Origin of the sequence: Rhizobium terricola (assembly GCF_012927355.1) — a bacterium.
Taxonomy (GTDB): domain Bacteria; phylum Pseudomonadota; class Alphaproteobacteria; order Rhizobiales; family Rhizobiaceae; genus Allorhizobium; species Allorhizobium terricola.
On sequence record NZ_JABBGK010000001.1, the window covers coordinates 1,457,146 to 1,480,361 of the forward strand.

At 62.3% G+C, this 23,216-nt stretch carries 21 protein-coding genes and 1 tRNA gene; 13 read left to right on the forward strand and 9 right to left on the reverse strand.

Annotated elements, in window-relative coordinates:
• Positions 1-36 precede the first annotated feature (36 nt).
• Complete coding sequence (locus tag HHL25_RS06940) at positions 37-798, reverse strand: hypothetical protein (RefSeq protein ID WP_169588517.1); 762 nt, start codon at positions 796-798, stop codon at positions 37-39.
• Between the two features lie 289 nt (positions 799-1,087).
• On the opposite strand from HHL25_RS06940, the gene HHL25_RS06945 reads away from it, so the two are divergent.
• Genes HHL25_RS06945 through sseA form a run of 3 tightly spaced genes read left to right on the forward strand, consistent with a single transcriptional unit; the run spans position 1,088 to position 4,325 of the window.
• On the forward strand, positions 1,088-2,128 hold the full coding sequence (locus HHL25_RS06945) for a cysteine synthase A (protein WP_169588519.1): 1,041 nt from the start codon (positions 1,088-1,090) through the stop codon (positions 2,126-2,128).
• Positions 2,129-2,131: 3 nt separating this feature from the next.
• Positions 2,132-2,869 carry an alanyl-tRNA editing protein gene (locus HHL25_RS06950; protein WP_169588521.1) on the forward strand — a complete coding sequence of 246 codons (738 nt, stop codon included), beginning with the start codon at positions 2,132-2,134 and terminating at the stop codon, positions 2,867-2,869.
• 22 nt (positions 2,870-2,891) lie between these two features.
• Positions 2,892-4,325, forward strand: a complete 1,434-nt coding sequence (gene sseA / locus HHL25_RS06955; RefSeq protein ID WP_169588523.1) for a 3-mercaptopyruvate sulfurtransferase — start codon at positions 2,892-2,894, stop codon at positions 4,323-4,325.
• A gap of 26 nt (positions 4,326-4,351) precedes the next feature.
• On the opposite strand, the gene HHL25_RS06960 is transcribed toward sseA, so the two are convergent.
• Positions 4,352-5,173 carry a DUF4344 domain-containing metallopeptidase gene (locus HHL25_RS06960; protein ID WP_169588525.1) on the reverse strand — a complete coding sequence of 274 codons (822 nt, stop codon included), beginning with the start codon at positions 5,171-5,173 and terminating at the stop codon, positions 4,352-4,354.
• A 188-nt stretch (positions 5,174-5,361) separates the two neighbouring features.
• On the opposite strand from HHL25_RS06960, the gene HHL25_RS06965 reads away from it, so the two are divergent.
• The gene (locus HHL25_RS06965) at positions 5,362-5,832 is read left to right on the forward strand and encodes a DUF1203 domain-containing protein (protein ID WP_169588527.1); all 471 of its coding nucleotides are present in this window, start codon (positions 5,362-5,364) and stop codon (positions 5,830-5,832) included.
• A gap of 117 nt (positions 5,833-5,949) precedes the next feature.
• Here HHL25_RS06965 and ald read toward each other — a convergent pair whose 3' ends face one another.
• Positions 5,950-7,068, reverse strand: a complete 1,119-nt coding sequence (gene ald, locus HHL25_RS06970; protein ID WP_169588529.1) for an alanine dehydrogenase — start codon at positions 7,066-7,068, stop codon at positions 5,950-5,952.
• A 154-nt stretch (positions 7,069-7,222) separates the two neighbouring features.
• Here ald and HHL25_RS06975 point away from each other — a divergent pair, with 154 nt between their 5' ends.
• The 4 genes from HHL25_RS06975 (at position 7,223) to HHL25_RS06990 (ending at position 11,025) form a co-directional block, all read left to right on the forward strand.
• Entirely contained in the window at positions 7,223-7,684 is a 462-nt protein-coding gene (locus tag HHL25_RS06975) for an Lrp/AsnC family transcriptional regulator (protein WP_169588531.1), read from the forward strand.
• A gap of 131 nt (positions 7,685-7,815) precedes the next feature.
• Positions 7,816-8,151: a PilZ domain-containing protein gene (locus HHL25_RS06980; RefSeq protein WP_169588533.1), complete on the forward strand. Its 336-nt coding sequence runs from the start codon at positions 7,816-7,818 to the stop codon at positions 8,149-8,151.
• Positions 8,152-8,538: 387 nt separating this feature from the next.
• Positions 8,539-8,871, forward strand: a complete 333-nt coding sequence (locus tag HHL25_RS06985) for a PilZ domain-containing protein (RefSeq protein ID WP_169588535.1) — start codon at positions 8,539-8,541, stop codon at positions 8,869-8,871.
• A gap of 156 nt (positions 8,872-9,027) precedes the next feature.
• Entirely contained in the window at positions 9,028-11,025 is a 1,998-nt protein-coding gene (locus HHL25_RS06990; protein WP_169588537.1) for a bifunctional 2',3'-cyclic-nucleotide 2'-phosphodiesterase/3'-nucleotidase, read from the forward strand.
• A gap of 31 nt (positions 11,026-11,056) precedes the next feature.
• Here HHL25_RS06990 and HHL25_RS06995 read toward each other — a convergent pair whose 3' ends face one another.
• Positions 11,057-12,022, reverse strand: a complete 966-nt coding sequence (locus tag HHL25_RS06995) for a LysR family transcriptional regulator (RefSeq protein ID WP_169588539.1) — start codon at positions 12,020-12,022, stop codon at positions 11,057-11,059.
• A gap of 138 nt (positions 12,023-12,160) precedes the next feature.
• Between HHL25_RS06995 and HHL25_RS07000 the strand changes: the two genes are divergently transcribed.
• Positions 12,161-12,778 (forward strand): FMN-dependent NADH-azoreductase, encoded by a 618-nt coding sequence (locus tag HHL25_RS07000; RefSeq protein ID WP_169588541.1) that lies wholly within the window; start codon positions 12,161-12,163, stop codon positions 12,776-12,778.
• Here HHL25_RS07000 and HHL25_RS07005 read toward each other — a convergent pair.
• From HHL25_RS07005 to HHL25_RS07015, 3 genes are all read right to left on the reverse strand, one after another.
• On the reverse strand, positions 12,775-14,043 hold the full coding sequence (locus tag HHL25_RS07005) for a GGDEF domain-containing protein (protein ID WP_205927730.1): 1,269 nt from the start codon (positions 14,041-14,043) through the stop codon (positions 12,775-12,777). The genes HHL25_RS07000 and HHL25_RS07005 overlap by 4 nt on opposite strands.
• A gap of 4 nt (positions 14,044-14,047) precedes the next feature.
• The gene (gene amt, locus HHL25_RS07010; RefSeq protein WP_315853035.1) at positions 14,048-17,266 is read right to left on the reverse strand and encodes an ammonium transporter; all 3,219 of its coding nucleotides are present in this window, start codon (positions 17,264-17,266) and stop codon (positions 14,048-14,050) included.
• Positions 17,267-17,398: 132 nt separating this feature from the next.
• Positions 17,399-17,719 carry an HlyU family transcriptional regulator gene (locus tag HHL25_RS07015; RefSeq protein ID WP_169588546.1) on the reverse strand — a complete coding sequence of 107 codons (321 nt, stop codon included), beginning with the start codon at positions 17,717-17,719 and terminating at the stop codon, positions 17,399-17,401.
• 183 nt (positions 17,720-17,902) lie between these two features.
• On the opposite strand from HHL25_RS07015, the gene HHL25_RS07020 reads away from it, so the two are divergent.
• Complete coding sequence (locus HHL25_RS07020) at positions 17,903-18,835, forward strand: alpha/beta hydrolase (RefSeq protein WP_169588548.1); 933 nt, start codon at positions 17,903-17,905, stop codon at positions 18,833-18,835.
• On the opposite strand, the gene ilvA is transcribed toward HHL25_RS07020, so the two are convergent.
• Positions 18,828-20,078, reverse strand: coding sequence for a threonine ammonia-lyase (ilvA, locus tag HHL25_RS07025; RefSeq protein WP_169588550.1), 1,251 nt, complete (start codon positions 20,076-20,078; stop codon positions 18,828-18,830). The genes HHL25_RS07020 and ilvA overlap by 8 nt on opposite strands.
• Before the next feature lie 97 nt (positions 20,079-20,175).
• Here ilvA and HHL25_RS07030 point away from each other — a divergent pair, with 97 nt between their 5' ends.
• Both HHL25_RS07030 and HHL25_RS07035 read left to right on the forward strand, forming a co-directional pair.
• Positions 20,176-21,630 (forward strand): TrkH family potassium uptake protein, encoded by a 1,455-nt coding sequence (locus HHL25_RS07030; RefSeq protein WP_169588552.1) that lies wholly within the window; start codon positions 20,176-20,178, stop codon positions 21,628-21,630.
• 72 nt (positions 21,631-21,702) lie between these two features.
• Positions 21,703-22,317 (forward strand): hypothetical protein, encoded by a 615-nt coding sequence (locus HHL25_RS07035; protein WP_169588553.1) that lies wholly within the window; start codon positions 21,703-21,705, stop codon positions 22,315-22,317.
• Positions 22,318-22,415: 98 nt separating this feature from the next.
• Here HHL25_RS07035 and HHL25_RS07040 read toward each other — a convergent pair whose 3' ends face one another.
• Positions 22,416-22,877 (reverse strand): hypothetical protein, encoded by a 462-nt coding sequence (locus HHL25_RS07040; protein WP_169588556.1) that lies wholly within the window; start codon positions 22,875-22,877, stop codon positions 22,416-22,418.
• A 176-nt stretch (positions 22,878-23,053) separates the two neighbouring features.
• Here HHL25_RS07040 and HHL25_RS07045 point away from each other — a divergent pair.
• Positions 23,054-23,139, forward strand: a tRNA-Leu gene (locus tag HHL25_RS07045).
• Positions 23,140-23,216 lie beyond the last annotated feature (77 nt).

The window sequence follows — 23,216 nt, forward strand, 5'->3', positions numbered from 1 at the left end:
CTGGAAATATCACTGTAGAGACCTCGGCAGGCTTTTTCATTTCTTGCCGCCTTCAAGTGAACCTAGATTATCAAGTGACCAGAAATCGAGAGCCGATAGAGTAGTCCAACCCCGCGGGCTCGAGTCTTTAAGCTTCAGCGAGACCATTTCCTTGTACGGTCCAGCTCTATGCTGGAGCCACCACGCAAGGACCTTCTCCAAGCGACCCTCAGTGACCGGCTCGTCGGTGATCGACAGGGTGATGGCATTCAACCGATAGCCGGAGCCGAAACTGGCCGACAGATTGCCGGCATCGACGCGGTGGACGCCGGCCGGGTCGTTGATATTGTCAAAGGTGACGAGCAGCGGATAGTGCTTGCGCGGCACGTCGCGGGTCTGGCCGATGCTCCCCACCATCAGGTCGAGATACGGAAACATCTCCTCCTTCAGCAATGCCTTTCCCTCCAGTTCCGGGAAAAAGGCGGCGTATGCCGTCCATTCGGTATAGCCCTGCAGCAGCGCGAAGAGATAACGACCCTGACCGAGATCGACCACAACCGCCTCGCCAGACACGCCGCCCCGCTGCATGCCGGCCGCATCGCCCACGCCCGTCCATCTCGGCGGAAACTCAATTCGCGCCGAGGTCACCGCGCTACCGGTCTTCATCCCCTCCGGCGTCATCACGGACACAGTCAGTTTCTGTCGCCACTCCCATTCACGGAATCCGAACATGTCACAGCCGGCGAGCGTCAGACACAAAGCCAAAGCCGCAAGAACCCTCAGCATCACCCCTCCCCGCACAACCTTGAGCCGCATCATCGGCAGACTTCCCGGTAAGACATGAAGATCCGGTGAAGGCAACCGCTTAGATTGAAAGTGCTTGCGTGGAATTCGGGTAGCCCCCGAACGCATTTTCCCCGCCCCTGCCCCCGAGCGAAAAGCCATTCCTTGCCTTTATCTGCCCCCGAGCGGAAAAAAGCGGTTCAATCCCGCGCCAACCGCGTCACCCGCATAATCTTGTCCAGAAGGACAAAATCTCCGCTGTGAACGGTTTTCTTCCCTCGCGCTTTTGTTTCTACTGTCCGCAGAAGACGAAAAGGCTGACATCATGACGTTTCACCCCTCCGTTCTCGAAGCGATCGGCAACACGCCGCTCATCCGGCTGAAGGGCGCCTCGCAGGCGACCGGCTGCACCATTCTCGGCAAGGCCGAATTCCTGAACCCCGGCCAGTCGGTGAAGGATCGCGCGGCGCTGTTCATCATCCGTGACGCCGAGCGGCGCGGGTTGCTTCGTCCCGGCGGAGTGATCGTCGAGGGCACGGCCGGCAATACCGGCATCGGGCTGACGCTGGTCGCCAAGGCACTCGGCTACCGCACCGTGATCGTCATCCCGGAAACGCAGAGCCAGGAGAAGAAGGACGCACTGAAGCTGCTCGGTGCCGAGCTGGTCGAAGTGCCGGCCGTTCCCTACAAGAACCCGAACAACTACGTGAAGCTTTCGGGCCGGCTCGCCGCCGAACTCGCCAAGAGCGAGCCCAACGGCGCGATCTGGGCCAACCAGTTCGACAACACGGTCAACCGCGACGCCCATATCGCGACGACCGCCCGCGAGATCTACGATCAGACGGGCGGCGAGGTCGACGGCTTCATCTGCGCGGTCGGCTCGGGCGGCACGCTTGCCGGCGTCGGCATGGGTCTTCGCCGCCTGAAGCCGGAGGTCAAGATCGGCCTTGCCGATCCGGAAGGGGCCGCCCTTTACGAATACTACAAGAACGGCGAGTTGAAATCCTCCGGCTCGTCGATCACCGAGGGTATCGGCCAGGGCCGCATCACCGCCAATCTCGAAGGTTTTTCCCCGGACTACGCCTACCAGATCCCGGATTCGGAAGCGTTGCCGCTCATTTACGATCTCGTCGAAAACGAAGGTCTCTGCCTCGGCGGCTCGTCGGGCATCAACATTGCCGGTGCGATCCGGCTTGCGCGCGACCTCGGACCGGGCCATACCATCGTCACCGTTCTTTGCGACTACGGCAACCGCTACCAGTCGAAGCTCTTCAATCCCGATTTCCTGCACTCCAAGCAGCTGCCGGTGCCGGGATGGATCGAGAAAGAGGCAGACTACGCGGTGCCGTTCCAACCAACCGAGTGAGCCATGCCGACCACTGCCCTCTACCGCGACGACTTCTATCTCTCCACCGCGGAGGCCGTGGTCACCAACATCCAGGAAGACGGTTCGGTCGAGCTCGACCAGACCGTCTTCTACGCAACCTCCGGCGGACAGCCCGGGGATATCGGCAAGTTCGAGCGCGCCGACGGCTCGACCATCCAGATCGCACTGACGCGCCATGGCGAAACCAAGGATATCATCCTGCATCAGCCCGCCGAGGGCGAGCCGCGCCCCGAGATCGGCGAGAAGCTCGTCCTGCATGTCGACTGGCCGCGCCGTTACAAGCTGATGCGCATGCACACCGCCTGCCACCTCCTCTCGGTCGTCTGCCCTTTCCCGATTACCGGCGCCGCCGTCGGCGAGGATGAAAGCCGGGTCGACTTCGACATGGGCGAGACCATCGACAAGGAACAGGTGACGGCCGACCTGATGCGGCTCGTCGGCGAGAACCATCCCGTCTTCCTGCAATGGATCACCGACGAGGAACTCGTCGCCAATCCGGGCATTGTCAAGTCGAAGAACGTCCGGCCGCCGATCGGCATGGGGCGCGTGAGCCTCGTGTGCATCGGGGAGAATTCGAGCGTTGACAGCCAGCCCTGCGGCGGCACACATGTTTCAGAGACCCAGGAGGTCGGTGCGATTCACATCGCCAAGATCGAGAAAAAGGGCAAGGAAAACCGCCGGTTCCGCATTCGCTTCGGCACACCGGACGCTTCCGCCTGACGAGAGCATTTGGGAGAAGAGCATGCCTGCCGAGAAAAGCCGTTTCGTCGTCTCCGCCGACTGGGTGGAAAAGCAGCTCGGCGCGCCCGAATTCAGGATCATAGACGCCTCGTGGTACCTTCCGGCACACAACCGCAACGGCGCGGACGAATATGCCGCGGGCCATGTCCCGGGCGCCGTCTTCTTCGACCAGGACGCGATCGCAGACCAGGCGACCGGCCTGCCGCATTCGCTGCCCTCGCCGGAGTTCTTCGCCGCCGAACTCGGCAAGCTCGGCATCGCCGACACCGACACGATCGTCGTCTATGACGGTCCCGGCATGTTTTCCGCACCACGCGTCTGGTGGATGCTGCGCGTGATGGGCGCCGAGCGCGTCTACGTGATGGATGGCGGCCTCGACGGCTGGAAGAAGGAAGGCCGCCCGCTGGAAACGGACCTGCCGGAGCCGGAGCCGACCGTCTTCAAGGTCGCCTTCGACCGCAGCCGTATCACGAGCTTTGCCGAAATGAACGAAATCGCCGCCAAGGGCGGGCGCCAGATCGCCGATGCGCGACCGGCCGGTCGCTTTACCGGCGAGGAGCCGGAGCCGCGCGCCGGCATGCGCTCCGGCCACATGCCCGGCGCCCGCAGCGTGCCCGCGGTCTCGCTCTCCGAAAACGGCCACCTCAAGGATCTGCCGGCCTTGCGCACGATCTTTGCCGAGGCCGGCATCGACCTGGCGCGGCCCGTCGTGACCAGCTGCGGTTCGGGCGTCACCGCCGCCGTGGTCACGCTTGCGCTGGAATCACTCGGCCATGCCGACAATTCGCTCTATGACGGCTCTTGGTCCGAATGGGGCAGCAAGGCCGATACGCCCGTCGAGACCGGCGCGGCAGAGCCCCTGCCCGCGACCTCGCACGGACCGATCTCGGCGCATGTCACCCGGCTGGAGATGACCGCGCCGCCGAAGGCGAGCCTTCCGGTTCCGGTCAACATCCAGACGGCGATCATGCGCACGCACGAGATCCCGCTCCCCTTCTACCGCTTCCTTCACCGCCAGGTCGGCGCCCGCTGGCACTGGTACAAGCGGCTGAGGATGACCGACGGCGCGCTCAAGGCCGCGATCCACAGCCCGAAGGTGACGATTTCCGTCCTCTACGTGCACGGCGCGCCGGCCGGTTTCTTCGAACTCAACCAGGAAAGCGACGACGTCGTCGAACTCTCCTATTTCGGCCTGTTCGAGCATGCCCTCGGGCTCGGGATCGGCAAGTGGTTCCTGCTGCAGGCGCTCTACACCGCCTGGCAGCTCAATCCGCGCAAGGTGACGGTCACCACCAACACGCTCGACCATCCGCGCGCGCTGCAGCTCTACCAGCAGTTCGGCTTCTCCCCGGTCGAAACCTTCGAGGCCATGGTCGAGCCGTTCAGCGAAGCAGAGCTCCTCCAGATGATCCGTCGGGACGCCGCCGCCTTCTGACGGCGGCGCGGCGACCAGGCCGAACCCTATTTCTTCTTGTTCTTCTTTTCCCGGCGCTCGCGCTCGAAGAAGCCGTCGATCAGCACGACGTGCTGAAGGGCCATCTCGTAGCAGAAAGTGATCTCGCGCTCTTCCGGATGCCCGTAGGCGTTCGGCTCGCCGCAGGCCTTGCCGGTGAAGCGAATGCCGTCGTCGAGCTTGTAGATCTCGGAGAAGCTGTCGGCCACCACCTCGAGCACCTGAGCCTCCTTGAGAATGTCGGCGAAGGGCTGGAGCGCTTCGTCGCCGGCCGGCTGATAGCTGACCGTGATCTTGGACTTGCCGCTTTCCCTCAGGTGAGGCTGCAGGAGGCCGAACCAGCTCTGCTTGGTGCGGTCGTATTCGTAAGCGCATTCCTCACGTCTTGAGTCAGGAAAATCGAGCGAGTCCGCAAATTTCTTGAAATATTCAGGATCGGCACCCGTCATCATGCAGACGATCTGATAGGCCCGTTGGCGGTCGAGCGCATGGGTGTCGAGGAAGTCGCTGTCAGCGATTTCTTCCTTGCTCTCGTCGAGCAGGAACCAGCCATCGGCGGAATCCTGGATCGCCTTGTCGAACTCGTCGCTGTCGGATTCCAGCATCAGGATCGCAGAGAGCGCGTCGACCGCATCCTCTTCGCGGCCGAGCACGGGAAGGCCGAATTCCGAGATCAGCATGTGCCCGGCTTCATGGAAGAGGATGAAGATCGCGTTGTTGACGGTAAAGGTGCGTGCCTCCTCGATCTGCTCCGGCGTCGGCTGGGTGTCCTCTGCCCTCGCCGCCGACATACCGACGCCAAGAGCCACCGAGACGGCAAGGCCTGCCATAAAACGTGTGAAATGTCCCCGCACCGTTGATCCCCTCTTGAAGCGTGGAAAAGCGCCGGAACGCTAGCCGATCACCGTTTTGCGGGAAAAGACCAATATTGGGCCGACTTTTCCGCCCTGCGGCAGGAAACGGGTGGTGGGCGGGTCGCCATCGTCCGATGCTCGCGTCACGAAAAGGAGCCCCCCACATGACCATCGCTTTTACTGCCATGCCCACAGCTGATGCGGAACACCTGAGACGCGGCGGCGCGGATGCATACGGCCTGACGCCGGAACGCCGCCTCGCGCAGGGTGGCGGATATCCGTGCCGGTATTGCCTCGACTTCATCGAGGATGGAGCGCCCTATCTCACACTCGCCTACAGGCCGTTCCCCGCCCTCCAGCCTTATGCGGAGACCGGGCCGATCTTCATCCACGCGGACCCCTGCCAGCGCTACGCGGCAACGGAAATCAGACCGCCGGTGCTCGGCGACAGCCCGGACTTCATCCTGCGCGGCTATGGCGCAGACGACCGCATCGTCTACGGCACCGGCGCGGTCACACTCAGGGAAAACGTCGAGGACCGAGCGCGCACGCTGCTGGCGCGACCGGAAATCGCCTATGTGCATGTGCGCTCGGCCCGCAACAACTGTTTCCAGTGCCGGATCGACCGCAACTGAATGCGGGAAATGAAAAGAGCCGGCCCGATGGGAAGGGCCGGCCCTTCGACCGCGTCAACGCATTACATTTGCGGACCTGACGTAACGTGATGCGGGTCGAAACAACCCCGGCGTCGCTCAGGCGACGCTGAGGACCTTTTCGGGTGCGTGCATTTCATAGCCGAGCGCCTCGGCCACCGGCTGGTTGGTGATGCGGCCGCGATGGACATTCAAGCCATTGCGCAGGTGCCGGTCCTCGGCGATCGCGCGCAGGCCGCGGTCGGCGAGTGCCAGGCCGTGAACCAGCGTGGCATTGTTCAGCGCATGGGTCGAAGTGACGGGAACGGCACCCGGCATGTTGGCGACGCAGTAGTGCACGATGCCGTCGACCTCGTAGGTCGGCTCGGAATGCGTCGTCGCATGCGAGGTTTCGAAGCAGCCACCCTGGTCAATCGCGACGTCGACGATCACCGCACCCTTCTTCATGCCCGAGAGCATTTCGCGGGTGACGAGCTTCGGGGCCGCAGCACCCGGGATCAATACAGCGCCGATGACGAGATCGGCGGCAAAGACTTCCTGCTCGAGCGCGTCGATCGTCGAGTAGACGGTGTGGACACGTCCGGCAAACAGGTCGTCAAGCTGGCGCAGGCGGGGCAGCGAGCGGTCGATGATCGTCACATCGGCGCCGAGACCGGCGGCCATGCGGGCGGCATGGAGACCGACGACGCCGCCGCCGATGACCGCGACTTTGGCCGGCAGCACGCCCGGAACGCCGCCGAGCAGGATGCCGCGACCGCCATGGGCCTTCTGGAGCGCCGTCGCACCGGCCTGGATCGCAAGGCGACCGGCCACTTCCGACATCGGCGCCAGCAGCGGCAGTCCGCCGCGATCATCGGTCACGGTCTCGTAGGCGACCGCCGTCACGCCGCTCTCGACGAGGCCCTTGGTCTGGGCAGGATCGGGCGCGAGATGGAGATAGGTGTAGAGGATCTGCCCATCCTTGAGCTGAACCCATTCGGAGGGTTGCGGCTCCTTGACCTTGACGATCATGTCCGATTTCTCGAACACGTCCTTGGCCGAGGCGGCGATCTTTGCGCCGGCGGCGATATAGGCATGGTCATCCGCGCCGATGCCGGCGCCGGCGCCGGTCTCGACCAGGACATCGTGGCCATGGGCCACATATTCGCGCACTGCGCCGGGGGTCAGGCCGACGCGATATTCATGATTCTTGATTTCCTTGGGGCAGCCTACGCGCATTCGTGTTCCTCTCGTGCCGGCTTTTCGCCGATCATTGCGTTGCGGCAGGAATTGAAACACCGCTCGTCGCCGAATGTCCTTGCGAATTCGGATTGCAGAACAGCAAAATTCGGAGAATATTGCGTATCTCGTCACTTTTTCGCAGGATCTTCGAATGTCGGAGCTGGATACCATCGATCTTGCCATCCTTCGTGCCCTCCAGCAAAACGGTCGCATCACCAATGCGGAGCTCGCCCAGAAAGTGGGCCTGAGCCCATCGGCCTGCTCCAGACGGCACGATCTGCTCGAGCGTTCCGGCGTGATCAGCGGCTATCACGCGCGTCTCTCGCACAAGGCGCTCGACTACAAGATGATCGCGATCGTGCACATCTCGCTTTCCGGTCAGTTCGCCAAGACGCTTTCCGAGTTCGAGACGGCCGTGAAGAAGTGCCCGAATGTCCTTGTCTGCTACCTGATGTCCGGCGAGTACGACTATATTCTCCGGGTGGCGGCAAAGGATCTGGAGGACTACGAGCGCATCCATCGCGACTGGCTTTCGGCGCTGCCGCATGTGGTGAAGATCAATTCCAGCTTTGCCCTGCGCGAGGTGATCGAACGTTCCAATGTCGGACTATGATCTGGCCAGACTGCGTCGTCGCGGCAGGCTGTGCCAAAATTCAAAGATCGCTGCAATTTGACCTTTCCGATTGAACCGGATGCAAGGCTTTTCAGTCATGCTCGCCGCAAAAGAACAGGATGGGGGTAGCGATGCAATCCAGACTTCAGATCGAAGGTCGCAAATCGACACGTAGCCGCGTGCGCATGAAGAGTAAGGTGAAGCACCTCAATCAGGAGGTCGAAAGCCGGATCTACAACATTTCCCGCACAGGCGTCGGCCTCGAGATCTATGGCAAGCTTCACGCCGCGCGCGGCAGCCATGTGGTCATTCAGACCGAAGACCTCGGTATGATCGAGGGCACCGTACAGTGGGCCTATGGCGGCTATCTCGGCGTCCAGATCCGCCAGAATTCCAACACGCTGGCGCAAATGTCGGCCTATTTCCGCAACTTCCACCAGGAAGTCCGGCCCGTTCTCACGCGCTGACCGCGCCCCCTTATCCCGACCGCCCTCAACGGCGCGCGCCAGAAACGGCACGCGCCGTTTTCGCATTTGCAGGCTTATGCTCAAGCCCTCCCGGGGCCGCGCCGAAAAGGTCGCCTCTCCATACCTTCAGGCGCGTTTCGCGCTCGGAGCTTTGGAACGCCAGTAACAGCGCCCGGCCCCGTCAGACGATTAGAAAATCAGAAAACAATACATTCTGATATTTGCGGTGAATCTACGAATATTCAAAATACAACTCTTTGATGTCGCGAATATACACCAACATATAGGTAATCAATAAACCTTTATGTATTTTTCGAAGCTTTGATCAATTTCTTTGCGCTTACGATAATTAAATTTCCATTTACTATATTAAGAACGAGAAATTTAATGAGCGCAAATAAAGGCAGCGACGGTCGCAAGACGCCCCGCATCCGGTGCAGGCTCAGGGGCACTCTTCGTTTTCTTCATCAGGTGGTGGATATCCGGGTGATCGACATCTCGCATCGGGGGATGGCGCTCGAACTCCACGGCTGGGTCGAGGCACGACACGGCAGCAGCGTCGAGATCAAGACCACCGAGTTCGGCCGCATCGAAGGTATCGTGCGCTGGTACCGGGCCGGCAAGATGGGCATCCAGATCGACGAGACCAGCAATACCGCCGCGCAGATCGGCGCCTATTTCAAGAACTTCCACAAGATGCAGACGCTCGGTGCTGCCTGATCGGCATCGCTTGCCACGCACGGAACCGAACCGACGGTAATTCATGCCGAACGATTCTGCGGCGGGACATACCCCCGTCATTTTAAGGATGCACAGAAAAGGAAACCCACCTAGTCTTGCCCGCGTCGAACACGTGCTGACCAAGGAGCCCGCTTCATGTCGTCCCTGATCGATTTTCATCCGATGTCCCGCCGCGCCTTTCTCGGCGGCTTTGCCGCCACGACCGCCCTCATCACCCTTCATCCGTTTGCGGTGCGGGCCAACGGGAATGCGAACCAGGCGCATCTCCGGCTGATGGAGACCACGGACATCCATGTCAACGTGATGCCCTACGACTATTATGCGGACAAGCCGAACGATACGATGGGGCTCGCCCGAACGGCGTCGATCATAGACCAGATCCGCGCGGAAGCCGGCAATTCCATGCTGGTCGACAACGGTGACCTCCTGCAGGGCAATCCGATGGGCGACTACATGGCCTACAAGAAGGGCATGAAGGCGGGCGACCTCCATCCGGTCATCAAGGCGATGAATGTGCTCGGCTACGACTGCGGCACGGTCGGCAATCACGAGTTCAACTACGGACTCGATTTCCTGTTCAACACGCTCGGCGGAGCCAATTTTCCGATCGTCTGCGCGAACCTCACGAAGGGGGAACTCGCCGCGGATCCGAAGCAGGACGCCCTGCATTTCAAGCCCTATGCCATCATCGAAAAGACGATCAAGGACGGCGGGGGCGCCGAGAGCGCGATCAAGGTCGGCTTCATCGGTTTCGTGCCGCCGCAGATCATGGTTTGGGATCAGAAGAACCTCTACGGCAAGGCCCACACGCGCGACATCGTCGAAGCCGCACGCGCCTGGGTTCCGGTGATGAAGGAGGAAGGCGCGGACATCGTGATCGCGCTTTCCCATTCCGGCATCGACGGTCATGGCCTCACCGAACGCATGGAAAACGCGTCGCTCTATCTCGCGGGCGTCGAGGGCATTGATGCGGTCTTCACAGGACACCAGCACCTCGTCTTCCCCGGCCCGAAGGATTTCGTCGACGTTCCGGGCGCCGATCCGGTCAAGGGCACGCTGCTCGGCAAGCCCGCCGTGATGGCCGGTTTCTGGGGTTCGCATATGGGTCTCATCGACCTGCTGCTCGAAAAGGACGGCAGCGGCTGGAAGATCCTCGACTTCACCTGCGAGGCGCGGCCGATCTATCATCGCGACGACGCGCGCAAGATCGTCGCCAATGTCGGCGACAAGGCGGAGGTGGTGGCTTCGGTCGAGCCCGAACACAAGGCGACGCTCGACTATGTGCGCACGCCGGTCGGCAAGACCTCGGCGCCGCTCTATTCCTATTTCGCCCTCGTGGCGGACGACCCCTCCGTTCAGATCGTCTCCAACGCCCAGACCTGGTACATCAGGGACATGCTGAAGGACGGCCCTCACAAGGATTTGCCAATCCTTTCTGCGGCGGCTCCCTTCAAGGCAGGCGGACGCGGCGGGGCCGAATACTATACCGACGTCCCGGCCGGCGACATCGCCATCAAGAACGTCGCGGATCTCTATCTATACCCGAACACCGTGCAGGCGGTTGTGATTACCGGCGAGCAGGTCAAGAACTGGCTGGAGATGTCGGCCGGCATCTTCAACCAGATCGTGGCGGGGGCGCAGGACGCTTCCCTGATCAATCCGGACTTTCCCTCCTACAATTACGATGTGATCGACGGGGTGACCTATCAGATCGACCTGTCGAAGCCGGCGAAATATGACAAGGACGGCAAGGCGGTGCACCCGGAAACAAGCCGCATCGTCAACCTGCAGTTCGGCGGCAAGCCGATCGAGCCCGGCGGCAAGTTCCTTGTCGTCACCAACAACTATCGGGCCGGCGGCGGGGGAAAATTCCCGGAAATCGGCGCGGACAAGGTCGTCTTCGTCGGCCCGGACACCAATCGCGACGTGATCGTGCGCTACATCGTCGAGCAGGGCACGATCAATCCGTCAGCCGATGCCAACTGGTCCTTCGTGCCGATGGCGGGAACGACCGCAACCTTCGAGACCGGCCCCAAGGGGCGTGACTATGCGGCAGCCGTGAAGGGAGCCAGGATCGAGGATGCCGGCGATGGCGCGGAGGGTTTTGCGAAATTCCGCCTCATCCTCGGTTGACCGCCATCCAGCTGCGCCTCAAAGCGTGGCCTCAAGCCTGGCGCCGGAAGATTGGCGGTGCTTCATTGATCTTGGCCATCGCGTCCGACATCGTATCGGGGCAATTGGAGAGCATTTGCCCCATCCGGTCGAGCAGCCAACGACCGGCGGGACCCGGCGGGCTCGCCGCACGCCACTGCGCGGCCAGCGGATACTCGAAGTGCTCGTATGGTTCGACGTCGAGCCGGACAAGATGCCCGGCGCGCAGGTCTTCGTGGATCATGGCGAGCGGCACGCCGCCCCAGCCAAGCCCCGCGAGAATCAGCTGACGTTTGGTGTTCATGTCGCCGACGCGCCAGATCCGGCGCGAAATGATGTTGAAGCCTTTGCTTTCCATAGGACTGGTGGTGTCCGTTACAACAATCTGGATCTCATCGATCACATCGGAAACCGACAGGGTGCGGTCGAGCCGCGTCAACCGATGATCGGGAGCGGCCACAGGAACGATGAAGGAGTGACCGATCTTGCGATCGGAGATGCCGTTTCGTCCCTCTTTCGTGGCCCCACCAAGACCGACATCGGCCGTGCCTTCATCGACCATACGCGCCACCTGGAAAGGCGATCCGACCGTCAACTGCAGAGGCACGGTCGGAAAACGTTGCTGGAACTCGCCCAGCATGTTCATCACCGCCTTGTCCGGCACCATGACGCTGACGGCAATCGACAGCTGGGCCTCCAGGCCCTCCGTTAGTGCCTTGCTGCGGGCGCGGAGGCTGTCGAGATGGGCGATCATCCGCCGCGCATCCTCCAGAATGACGCGTCCGGCGTCGGTCAGCACCGGCTGGCGCGAGCCGATGCGGTCCAGGAGCGTCAACTGCAGCTGCGCCTCGAGGTTGCCGATGGTGTAGCTGATCACCGACTGGGCGCGGTTGAGCTGGCGGGCGGCGGCCGAGAAACTGCCGGTCTCGGCGATGGCGACAAAGACCTGCAACTGGTCGAGGGTGGGATTGGGCAGCACGCTAAGGCATCCACTTTATCGATGAAACTGATCCAGTTTATCACAGTTTTTTCGATGGCAAAGCGCCTCTATCTATGACGCACCGCAACAGCCCACCCCCGGCCTACGCGGATAGCCATTCAGACCAAGAGGTGTCCCATGTCCTCCATTCTTCTCGTCACCGGCAGCACGCGCGGCGACGATTCGCTTTCCAACAAGATCGCCCGCCAGCTCGCTGACGATCTCGCCTCGAAGACCGCCGGTTCCGCCGTGGTCGAACGCGACCTCGCCCGCGCCCCCCTGCCCCATATCGGCAGCGACTTTTCCTCGGCGATCCGCCTTGCCCCCGAAGACCGCAGCGCGGCACAGGCTGAAGCCATCGCCGTCTCCGACGCAGCCGTCGACGAACTGCTCGCCGCCGACACGATCGTCATCTCGACCGGTTTCATCAACTTCGGCGTTTCGTCGATCGTCAAGTCGTGGATCGACCACGTGGCCCGCGCCGGCCGCACCTTCCGCTATGGCGAAAACGGCCCGGTCGGCCTCGCCACCGGCAAGAAGGCCTATCTGGTGATCGCTTCTGGCGGCATCTATTCGTCCGGCCCCGCCGCCACGCTCGACTTCGCCGAGCCGTATCTGCGGTCGGTTCTCGGTTTCCTCGGCATCACCGACGTCGAGACGATCCGCATCGAGGGCGTCGCCTATGGTCCGGAAGCCGCCGAGAAGGCAGTTTCCGCAGCTGAAGAAAAGGCCCGCGAGCTGGCGCGCGCAGCCTAAGTGTTCGAGACGTCCGGCCGCCCGACCACCCGGTTGCGGCCGGCATTCTTGGCCCTGTAGAGCCGCTCGTCGGCCTCGGCCAGGAGGGCGTTGAAGCTGCCGCCATCCTCCGGGGCGGCAGCCACGCCGAGGCTGATCGTCACGGCCTCGCCCGCAGGATTGCGGATCCCGCTGGCCAGCAAGGCGCAAAGCCTGCGGCCCCGCTCCATGGCCTCGTCATAACCCGCATCCGCAAACAGAACGACGAACTCCTCACCGCCATATCGGAACAGGTGATCGGCATCTCCGATCCCTCCCTGAAGCGCATTGGCAATTTCCCTCAAGAGCTCGTCGCCGCTCAGATGGCCGAAGCGGTCGTTGATCGACTTGAAGTGATCGACGTCGACGATGGCAAGGCTTATCGGGCTGCCGAATCGGAGGGCTTCGCGTACCAGACGCGGGACCTCGATCTCCATGCGGCTGCGATCGTAGACGCCGGTCAGCACGTCACGCCCCGTCCGGGCCAACAGATCCTCGTAGCGTTCGCGAAATGTCAGGTCACTGAAGACATCCTTGATCGGCCTGCGAGAATGCAAGGCACCATTGCCGCGAAATGCCGTCTGATAGGCTGCGAAGAGACATGAATAGAGCGCCGCGGCAGCCATCTTCGCCTTCCAACCGCCGAGGAAGACTGAAAGTGGCGCATCATAGAGGTGGTTGAGGAGAGCATAGAAGCCCAATTGATCGAAGCTCAGGACCAGAACGCCACTCACGGTGAAGCGCAGGATCGTCCAACGCGGCATGAACCGACCCAGCCGCTCATAGAGCAGGATGATGCCGAGCGCATCGATGTAGAGCAGCGTCGTGCCCCACAGCATCAGCAGTCCCATGTCGCTCAGGAATCCCATGTCGGCCGCCTGCCCGGGCGCCGGCTCGACGGTCTGGTGAAGCACCAGGAGCTGGGCGATCGCCAGCGTTACCAGATTGCCGAGAAAGAGGCCGTAAATCGGCTGACGGACCGTCGAGGCATCTTCCTGGATGTAGAGCATCAGGATCATCATCAGCTTGCCGGCGAAGAAGACAGACGAGCCGGGCGAAACCACGCCGAAGGGCAGCGATACGTAGAAGACGGCGGCCAGATAGGTCTCGACGAAGTGCATCACACCGAGCGCGGTCAGGAACACGCCGAGACCGATGCGGTGGCGCAGATGCAGGAGCGTCGTCATCAGGGCGAAGTATAGGATCGCCTCGCAGACAAACAGGATCAGGTTCCAGCTTTCCATCATCGTCTCAGCCCGCCATGCTTTCCATCGCAAGAGGCGGAGCCTCGATGAGGGTTCGTCCGGACGAACCCGTGAGGACCACGGCCACGGAGGCCGGAATCGTGCGGACCCGCTCGTCAAGCGCAACCGGCTTGCCGAGCAGATAGCCCTGAAGTTCATCGCAACCGGCCCGCGCCAGGAACAGGGCCTGTTCGATCGTCTCGACACCTTCGGCCACGACCTTGATGCCCAGCCGTTCACCGAGATCTATGATGGTGTTGACAATCACTGCCGCGCTCTCGTCGAGGCCGAGATTGCTGACGAAGCTGCGGTCGATCTTGATCGCGTCGAACGGATAGCGGCTGAGATAGCTCAGCGAGGAATAGCCGGTGCCGAAGTCGTCGAGCGCGATCGTGAAGCCCACGGCCTTCAGCTCCTTGAGGATTTGAAGCGCCCGCCGGTCATCGTCGATCAGCACGCTTTCGGTGATCTCCAGTTCGATGCGGCGCGGATCGACACCGGACGCCCTGACGATCTCGCCGAGCCTGTGCTGGAAGTCGCTGTGGCGGAACTGGAGCGGGCTCACATTGATCGAAAGCCGCTCGACCTCCGTCCCGGCGAGGATCCGGCAGGCCTCCTCGATCACCCATTCGCCGAGCGCGATGATCTTGCCGGAAACCTCGGCGACGGCAACGAAATCGACGGGGCTTACCAGTCCGCGCTGCGGATGGTTCCAGCGCAGCAGCGCCTCGTAGGAGTGGATCTTCGCCGTCACCGCCGAGACGCGAGGCTGAAGGAAGAGTTCGAACTCGCCGCGGGCCAATGCCGCGTCCATGTCGATCTCCAGCGCCCGGCGCTTCTCGATCAGCTCGTTCATGCCGCTCTTGAAGATCTTGTAGGTATTCCGGCCGGAATTCTTGGCATGGTAAAGGGCGATGTCCGCCCGCCCGACAAGCTCTTCGGAACTTTCCGCATGCTCGGGCGCGATGGCGGCACCGATGCTGACGCCGCATTTCAGCCGCTCGCAGCCCTCGATTTCGAAGGGACTGCGAAATGCCTGCGCAAGCCTGCGGCAAAAGTCCTCGACCTGCGCGTGGAAATAGACATTGGCGAGGATCACTGCGAACTCGTCGCCGCCGAGCCGGGCCGCGACGTCGTGGCGGGACATTGCCTGCTGCAGGCGATGGGCGGTCTCGCGAATGACCGCATCGCCCGCCGGATGGCCATGCAGGTCGTTGATGTCCTTGAAATGGTCGATGTCGACCATGACCACAGCGCAACCGGCGCCCTGGCGCGCCATGGCGACGCTTTCCGCAAGCTTCTCGTTGAAGAGAGCGCGGTTCGGCAGACCGGTCAGCGGGTCGTGGAGGGCGAGGTAGCGGATATGGCTCTCGGCGAGCTTACGTTCCCGCAGGTCGACCAGGCAACCGATACGCATACGCTTGCCGCGATAGACGATCTCCCGTCCCCGCGCCTCGATGGGCACGAGTTCGCCGTCGGCCCGCTTCAGGTTGATCTCCCGGTTGAGCTCGGCACCGGCAGCGACCGCCTCGGTCAGGATATCCATGTCCGGCGGCGGCAGGAACTCGAAAATGGAACGCCCGATGAGCTCCTCGAGCGGCAGCCCGGCAAGCTCGGAGAGCTGCTTGTTGCCATCGACGATACGGCCCTCTTCATGGATGACGATCGCCTCGAAGGTGGCGTTGGCAAGCGCGGTGACGCGCTCCGCCTCTTCGGTGTCGCGTTTCAGGGCGCGCAACTCCTCGCGTGCGCGCTCCTCCGTCTCGATGTTGTCCATCAGCCGGTTGAACAGCGTCGTCAGTTTCTCCGCATCGCCGCCCGCCTCCACCGGCAGCCGGTGTCCGAGCTTCGTGGTACCGTCGACCAGGCCGGCAAGCGCTTCTTCGACATGGCCGATCCCGAGGCGGCTTCCGTGCTCCGAAACGTTGAGACCGATCTCCTCAACCTCGCTCGTCACGCGGATCGGCATGAAGCGGTCGAGCACGGCGAAGAACAGGTAACCGAGGCCGAAGGACCAATAGAAGTTCAGGCCGGCGCCGAAGATCTGGATATAGAGCTGATCGAAACGCGAGCCCGCCGGCAGGCGCTCAACCGGGGCCAGAAGCGCGAGCAGCAGGGTTCCGGCGACACCGGCGAAGGCATGCACGCCGATCGCGCCGACGGCGTCATCGATCTTCAGCCGCCGCTCGATGAAGTCGTTGCCGGCAATCGCGACCAGGCCACCGATCGCCCCGATGAGCATGGCACCGGCCGGTTCCAGCACGTGGCAGCCGGCCGTGACAGCCACGAGCCCGCCCAGCATGCCGCTCAGCGACTTTTCCGGCAGGACGATGCCGTCCTGGATGTGGCCGAGCACGTAGCCAACGCAGGTGCCGACCCCGCCGGCGAGAACGGTGTTCAGGATGATCGGCGCGACGGCTTCGGACGCCTGAAGCGTGGAACCGCCGTTGAAGCCGATCCAGCCGAAGAAGAGCAGCAAGGCGCCGGTGGTCGACAGAACCGGGCTGTGGCCGGCGATGCGAACGGGACGGCCATCCGCACCGTAGCGGCCGATGCGCGGACCGATCACCATACAGGCGGCAAGTGAGATCCAGCCTCCGGTCGAATGCACCACGGTCGACCCGGCGAAATCGACGAAACCGAGATTGCCGAGAAAGGCGCCGCTGTTCGGCCCCAGGGCTGCGCCCCAGGTCCAGTGAACGAAGATCGGATAGATGAGCGCGGACAGGACGACCGAGCCGAGCACATATGCGACGAGTTTCATCCGCTCGGCCACTGCGCCGGACACGATGGTTGCCGCCGTGCCGCAAAACATAACCTGAAAGACGAAGAATCCAGCCTGCCATGTGTCCATGTTGCGCAGGAACAGAAAGTCGGAATCGAGACCGAAGGGCAGCCAGGTCGAGCTTCCGAAGGCGACCATGAAACCGACCGCCGCAAAGGCCACCACGCCGAAGACGAAATCGAGAAGGTTTTTCTGAGCGACGTTGATGGAGTTCTTGGAGCGCACCATGCCGGCTTCGAGCAGCAGGAAACCGACCTGCATCATCATCACCAGCGCGGCGGCGCCCATGACCCAGACGAGATCGATATGCGCCGAAAGCGTCGCCGTGTCCGGCTGTGCCGCGAGGGCACCGCCGGAAAGCCCTGCTGCGGCAAAAGATGCGACTACCGTTCGCGGCAGCCGAAAACCCAGCCGTTGAGGGAAATGAATAGGAGAACGCACAAAGAAATCCCGCTAAAGTACCAGGATTTCATAAGAGCGAAAATCACTTAACAATGCGTGTTCGTCTTAACGGGATTTTCAGCATAGAAAGCCCGGCCCGCAAGGGTTTCCAGCCCATTCGGCCGGCCCCGGTCAGACCGCGCGCGACTTCTCCCGGTCGGCGAACAGCGCTGCGCCATTCTGATCGATGATCTGGCGGCCCTTGCGGAAGGTGCATTCCAGCGCGTCATCGAGCGAGGTGAAGACATCGGCGCGGATGAAGACCCGCTGGAGGGTCTCGCCATCGACCTGCTTCTCGATCCGGCCGGCCAGCCGGTATTGGCTACCCTCGCGGATCGGCTCCGCATGGATCAGGCAATCCTGATGCGCCTGCGGTTCGGCTGCGGGAGCAGCCGGAGCGCTGGACTTGGAACCACCGGTGAAAACGGACAGGATGCTGGACAAGATCGACATGGCGTCTGGCTAGCACATCGCCGACCCGAGAAAAAGTCCCGCCGGTCTCGATTTGCGGGAAGACGTCGAATGCCCCTCCTCCGGCCTCGATATCCGCCGCTCTCCGACGGTCTCGGCAGGCTTGCCTTTGCACAGCGGTCGGTTAGGTTCGATGAGGACCCCGACGATAAGAACGGCCCACCCATGCCGAACCGTTTCACCCAAACCATCCTGCGTCCGCGCGCCCGCCCGCGCCTCTCGCCCGCGGGGATCGGCGCCGATCTCGACGCCTATCTTGACGCCGCGGAGGCGAAGTTTTCCGACATCCGCTCGGGAGCCCGCAAACAGATCGTCTGGGCCGATCCTCGGACGAAGGCGAAAACCCCAATCGCTGTCATCTATGTGCACGGTTTTTCAGCCTCGCCATCCGAACTGCGCCCCCTGCCCGACCGTGTCGCCGCGTCGCTCGGCGCCAACCTGATGTTCACCCGGCTCGCCGGCCATGGTCGCTCGCCGGATGCCATGGCGGAGGCTGACATCGGCGACTGGCTGGACGATCTCGACGAGGCCCTGGCAGTCGGCGAAAGGCTCGGCGACAGGATCGTGGTCATGGCGACCTCGACCGGCGCCTCACTCGTCACCTATGCGCTGACGCTCGACAGGTTCAGGGAACGTATCTCTGCCGTCGTCTTCCTCTCTCCCAACTACCGGATCTCCGATCCGCTTGGCTTCGCCCTGACCTGGCCGTTCGCCTGCGGTCTCGCGCGCCTGGCGATCGGCAAACGGCGGAGCTTTGATCCGATCAATGCGGCCCATGCCGCCGGCTGGACGACGAGCTATCCGGTCGAGGCGCTCCTGCCGATGGCGCGAATTGCGGCGAACGCCCGTCGAAGCGCGGTCGAGCGGATCCTGATCCCGGCCCTTTTCGTCCGGTCGCCGAGGGATCAGGTTGTCGATCCGGCCGCGACCGATCGGCTGGCAGCCCGCTGGGGCGGAGCACATGCGGTCCTTGACCCCGGCCCCGTCGGAGATCCGTCGTCCCACGTGATCGCCGGAGACGCGCTCTCGCCGGAAACGACCGGGCCGCTCGCAGAGGCGATCATCGCATGGCTGAAGGATCAGCCGAGCTTCAGATGATGAGGTTGGCGAGGATCTCGTTCTCGGTGATGTCCTCGTAACCGAGACCGGCGGCCTCGAACCGCCCCAAAAGGTCGGCAAAGTTTCCGCGGTCGCGGGTTTCGATGCCGATCAGGATCGAGCCGAAATTGCGGGCCGACTTCTTCAGGTATTCGAAGCGGGCGATGTCGTCGTCCGGGCCGAGCAGGTTGAGGAAATCGCGCAGCGCGCCGGGACGTTGCGGCAGGCGCAGGATGAAGTATTTCTTCAGCCCGGCGTAGCGCATGGCGCGTTCCTTCACGTCGGGCAGGCGTTCGAAGTCGAAATTGCCGCCGCTGACGACAGCAACGACAGTCTTGCCCTCCAGCTTGTCACGCCCGATGAGGTCGAGCGCCGCGATCGACAGCGCTCCGGCCGGTTCCAGCACCACACCCTCGACGTTCAGCATCTCGGTAATGGTCACGCAGATGGCATTTTCCGGCACGATCATCACCTGATCGGCGGAGAATGACCGGAGGGCTGCAAAATTCAGGTCGCCGATCCGCGCAACGGCCGCGCCGTCGACGAAATTGTCGACCTTGGGAAGCGTCACCACCTTGTCAGCTTCGAGGCTCTTCCTCAGGCTCGGAGCGCCAGCGGGCTCGGCAAACAGGAAGGCCTCGGGCCGCAGACGGTCAGCCAGGTAGCCGGTCACGCCGGCCGAGAGACCACCGCCGCCGACCGGCACGATCACCAGATCCGGCATCACGCCGTCGGGCAACTGTTCGACGATTTCGGCGGCAACGGTCGCTTGGCCCTCGATGATGTCCTCGTGGTCGAAGGGCGGCACCATATAGCCGCCGATCGCCTCCACATGCTCGCGGGCCGCCGCATAGCACTGGTCGAAAATGTCGCCGAACAGCCGGATGGTGATGAATTCGCCGCCGAAGATGCGGGTCTTTTCGATCTTCTGCTGCGGGGTTGTCACCGGCATGAAGACGATTCCGGGCACACCGAAATGGCGACAGGCGAAGGCGAAGCCCTGGGCATGGTTGCCGGCCGAGGCGCAGACGAAGGTCTTGCCCGCAGTGTCGTCGCCGACGATCTTGCGCAGGAAGTTGAAAGCACCGCGGATCTTGTAGGAGCGGACCGGGGTCAGGTCCTCACGCTTCAGGTAGATGCTGGCGCCATAGCGGGCGCTCAAATGCTCGTTGAGTTGAAGCGGGGTCGCGGGGAACAGTTCCCGCAAGGCCTCGACCGCGGCATCCACGTCCTTCTGCGTCACGACGTCCATCCGTTGAATTTTGAACCGGCTCCCGCTATGGCATAGACGAGAGCCGGAGACAAAGTCTCTTTGTGCGGCAAACACAGCGGGACCCATCTTGAACGCAAGCCTTTTCCGGCCAATCGTCTACATCGCCGCGCTTTGCGGCCTTTATCTCTCGACTGCCATGCTGATCCCGGCGATGGTGGACCTCTATTACGGTCGTAGCGACTGGCGCATCTTTGCGACCTGCGCCTTCATGGTCGGCGGCATTTCGCTTATGGCGGCCCTGGCGACCCGGGGGACCCCGCCGACATTCACCAAGAAGCTCGGCTTCGTGCTCGTGAATGTGCTCTGGGCAGTCTTTTCGGTTGTCGGCGCGATCCCGCTGATGTTTTCCGGACCAGGTCTGACCTTTGCGCAGGCGCTGTTCGAATCGATCTCTGGCATCACCACGACGGGCTCAACAGTCATCGTCGGACTGGACCAGATGCCGCAGGGGTTGCTGATCTGGCGATCGCTGCTTTGCTGGCTCGGCGGCATCGGCATCGTAGCCCTCGGGCTTTTCGTTCTGCCTTTCCTCCGGGTCGGCGGCATGTCCTTCTTCAAGATGGAATCGTCCGACACCAACGACAAGCCGTTCGCCCGATTGGCGACCTTCACCCGCGCCTTCATCGCCATCTATGTCGGCATCACGGCGGCGGCCGCGATTTCCTACGACTTCGCCGGAATGAGCCATTTCGACGCCATCAATCATGCGATGACAACGGTTGCAACGGCGGGATATTCGACGCACGACGCGTCCTTCGGTTTCTTCCAGAGCAATACGCTGCTGTGGGTATCGACGCTGTTCATGACGATTTCCTGCCTGCCGTTCTCGATTCTGATCGTCTTTGTCGTCAGGGGAAGACTGGATTCCTTGCGCGACCCGCAGATCGGCGTCTTCCTCGGATACCTGCTCACAATTGCCGTCTCGGTCGCCATTTACCACCATCTGCGCAACGGAACGCCGATGGGCGAAGCGCTGGCGCACAGCTTCTTCAACTTTACGTCGCTGATCTCGACTGCCGGCTTCACCAGCCTCGACTATACGCTGTGGGGTCCCTACGCCACGATGGCGGCACTGTTTGCCACCTTTCTCGGCGGCTGTTCGGGTTCGACCGCCGGCGGCATCAAGGCCTATCGGTTCGTCATCATCTTCAGCGTGATCAGCACCGGATTGAAGCGGCTGATCTACCCGAATGCGGTCTATTCCGTTCGCTACGGCCGGCAGACCGTCGACCAGGAAACGGTCCGCGTCGTCTTCCTGTTCTTTTCCGCCTACATCTTGCTGTGGGTGCTCGGAAGCATCGGAATGACCCTCTTCGGCTATGACATCGAGACTGCCATGTCGGCCGTTGTGACCTGTCTTTCGAACGTCGGCCCCGGCATCGGCCCGATCATCGGTCCGGTCGGTAACTTTTCGACCATGAATGAGCCTGCGCTCTACCTGCTATCGCTGATGATGTTGCTCGGCCGTCTCGAAGTCCTGTCCGTTCTGGTGCTTCTGATGCCCATTTTCTGGCGAAGCTGACGAGAGCGCTTGACGAGCGCGACGATTTTTTCCGACTGTGCTCATATGAGGTGAATCGAGGGGATCGTCGGAATGCGCAGGCACACGTCTCGGAACGCGGGGACAAAATCGGCCGCCCTCGCCGCGGCCTTTGTTGCGATGTTGATGGTGGTCATGCCCCGTGAAGCCTTGGCCGGTGCACTCGTGGACGCCGCACGGCAGGCGGAGGACAAAGCCGCGGCCGGCGACGTGACGGGTGCCTATGACACCATTCGCGACGCCTTCGGCAGCTTCGCCATGGACCTGCCCTTCACCGTCGGCAAAGCCGTGTTCGTCACAGAAAAGCCGAAGGCCTACGGCGCCTATGCCGCCAAGGCGGACAACAGTTTCGAGCCCGGCGAACCGCTAATCACCTATGTGGAACTCATCGGGCTGAAATGGAAGCCGGTCGGCAAGGGCCTGCAGCAATCCAACTTCACCGTCGATTTCGAGATCTCGGAGCCCGGGGGCAAGGTACTTGCCAACCAGAAGAATTTTGGCGAGTTCACCTTCACCGGCTTCGTGCGCAACCAGGAGATCTTCACCCATCTGACGCTCGACGTCACGGGAGCGGACCCCGGCGACTACGTGATCAAATATACGGTCAACGACAATGTCGGCAAACATTTCGCCGCCTTCGAACAGCCGTTCACGATCAAGGCCAAATAGGTCGGCGATAACTGGCCGGCAGCGGACCTGACAACGCTATTGAGGCAAAGCGAGGGGCGAAAGACGATCGGCCTGACGCCCGCCTTATCCTTGATCTCTCAGTTCGAGGCCTTGAAGTCTCCCGGGAACTCCTGGGCATAGGCCCTGAGGTGCGTGTCGCAGATCATCACCTTGTTCTCAAATTCCTGGTCCATCGTGCGCGTCGCCATGTAGGTGAAGACGGCGCTCCGCTGGCTGTCGATCGCGCCCCGGGCCACTTCGCCGGCGGTATCCAATGCCTCCTGCTGCGGAATACCGCGATCGACCATCAGACGATTGACCGCGAGTGCGAAGTGAATGTTCATGGCATCCTTCACCGCCTGGGCGTCGGGACGCTTTGCCGTCTCGGCCCATTCGCCGAGCACCTTGAGACGCCCCGCGCAGTAGGCAAGAGTGTCCCACCATGGGCCCTCGAAGGTCTTGCCGGCCACGTCCTTGTAGACGTGTCTCCGGTCCTCGGCCATTGCCGACAGCGTCCCCAGACAGAGCAGGACCGTCGCAGCTGAAAGAATGCGCTTCATGAATACCCCCATGTATTTTTGAAAACTGTCCCCGCACCATCGATAACATTCCCTCAAAACAAGGCAATCTGTTCTTGCGTCCATCATTTTTTGTTCGTCACCCCGCCGGCGGCCTGCCGCTTTTGCACACTGTGCCCTTGACCCGAAGACGCAAGTGCAGGACATAAAGGCCGCGCGCGGACGTGGCGAAACTGGTAGACGCAAGGGACTTAAAATCCCTCGGCCTTAGGCTTTACGGGTTCGACCCCCGTCGTCCGCACCAAATCCCGTACATTGCCGGAAACGGCCAAAGCGCTTCCGGCGCGACCTCGCGCCAGTGCGCACCTTCATCTTCACAAA

Coding starts and splice junctions, on each gene's coding strand:
- HHL25_RS07000 (WP_169588541.1), top strand. CDS start 12,161: ATGTCCTCCATTCTTCTCGTCACCGGCAGCACGCGCGGCGACGATTCG.
- HHL25_RS06985 (WP_169588535.1), top strand. CDS start 8,539: ATGAGCGCAAATAAAGGCAGCGACGGTCGCAAGACGCCCCGCATCCGG.
- HHL25_RS06980 (WP_169588533.1), top strand. CDS start 7,816: ATGCAATCCAGACTTCAGATCGAAGGTCGCAAATCGACACGTAGCCGC.
- HHL25_RS07005 (WP_205927730.1), bottom strand. CDS start 14,043: ATGATGGAAAGCTGGAACCTGATCCTGTTTGTCTGCGAGGCGATCCTA.
- HHL25_RS06960 (WP_169588525.1), bottom strand. CDS start 5,173: ATGGCAGGCCTTGCCGTCTCGGTGGCTCTTGGCGTCGGTATGTCGGCG.
- HHL25_RS06945 (WP_169588519.1), top strand. CDS start 1,088: ATGACGTTTCACCCCTCCGTTCTCGAAGCGATCGGCAACACGCCGCTC.
- sseA (WP_169588523.1), top strand. CDS start 2,892: ATGCCTGCCGAGAAAAGCCGTTTCGTCGTCTCCGCCGACTGGGTGGAA.
- HHL25_RS06975 (WP_169588531.1), top strand. CDS start 7,223: ATGTCGGAGCTGGATACCATCGATCTTGCCATCCTTCGTGCCCTCCAG.
- HHL25_RS06990 (WP_169588537.1), top strand. CDS start 9,028: ATGTCGTCCCTGATCGATTTTCATCCGATGTCCCGCCGCGCCTTTCTC.
- HHL25_RS06965 (WP_169588527.1), top strand. CDS start 5,362: ATGACCATCGCTTTTACTGCCATGCCCACAGCTGATGCGGAACACCTG.
- HHL25_RS07035 (WP_169588553.1), top strand. CDS start 21,703: ATGCGCAGGCACACGTCTCGGAACGCGGGGACAAAATCGGCCGCCCTC.
- ald (WP_169588529.1), bottom strand. CDS start 7,068: ATGCGCGTAGGCTGCCCCAAGGAAATCAAGAATCATGAATATCGCGTC.
- HHL25_RS07020 (WP_169588548.1), top strand. CDS start 17,903: ATGCCGAACCGTTTCACCCAAACCATCCTGCGTCCGCGCGCCCGCCCG.
- HHL25_RS06950 (WP_169588521.1), top strand. CDS start 2,132: ATGCCGACCACTGCCCTCTACCGCGACGACTTCTATCTCTCCACCGCG.
- HHL25_RS07015 (WP_169588546.1), bottom strand. CDS start 17,719: ATGTCGATCTTGTCCAGCATCCTGTCCGTTTTCACCGGTGGTTCCAAG.
- HHL25_RS06940 (WP_169588517.1), bottom strand. CDS start 798: ATGATGCGGCTCAAGGTTGTGCGGGGAGGGGTGATGCTGAGGGTTCTT.
- HHL25_RS07040 (WP_169588556.1), bottom strand. CDS start 22,877: ATGAAGCGCATTCTTTCAGCTGCGACGGTCCTGCTCTGTCTGGGGACG.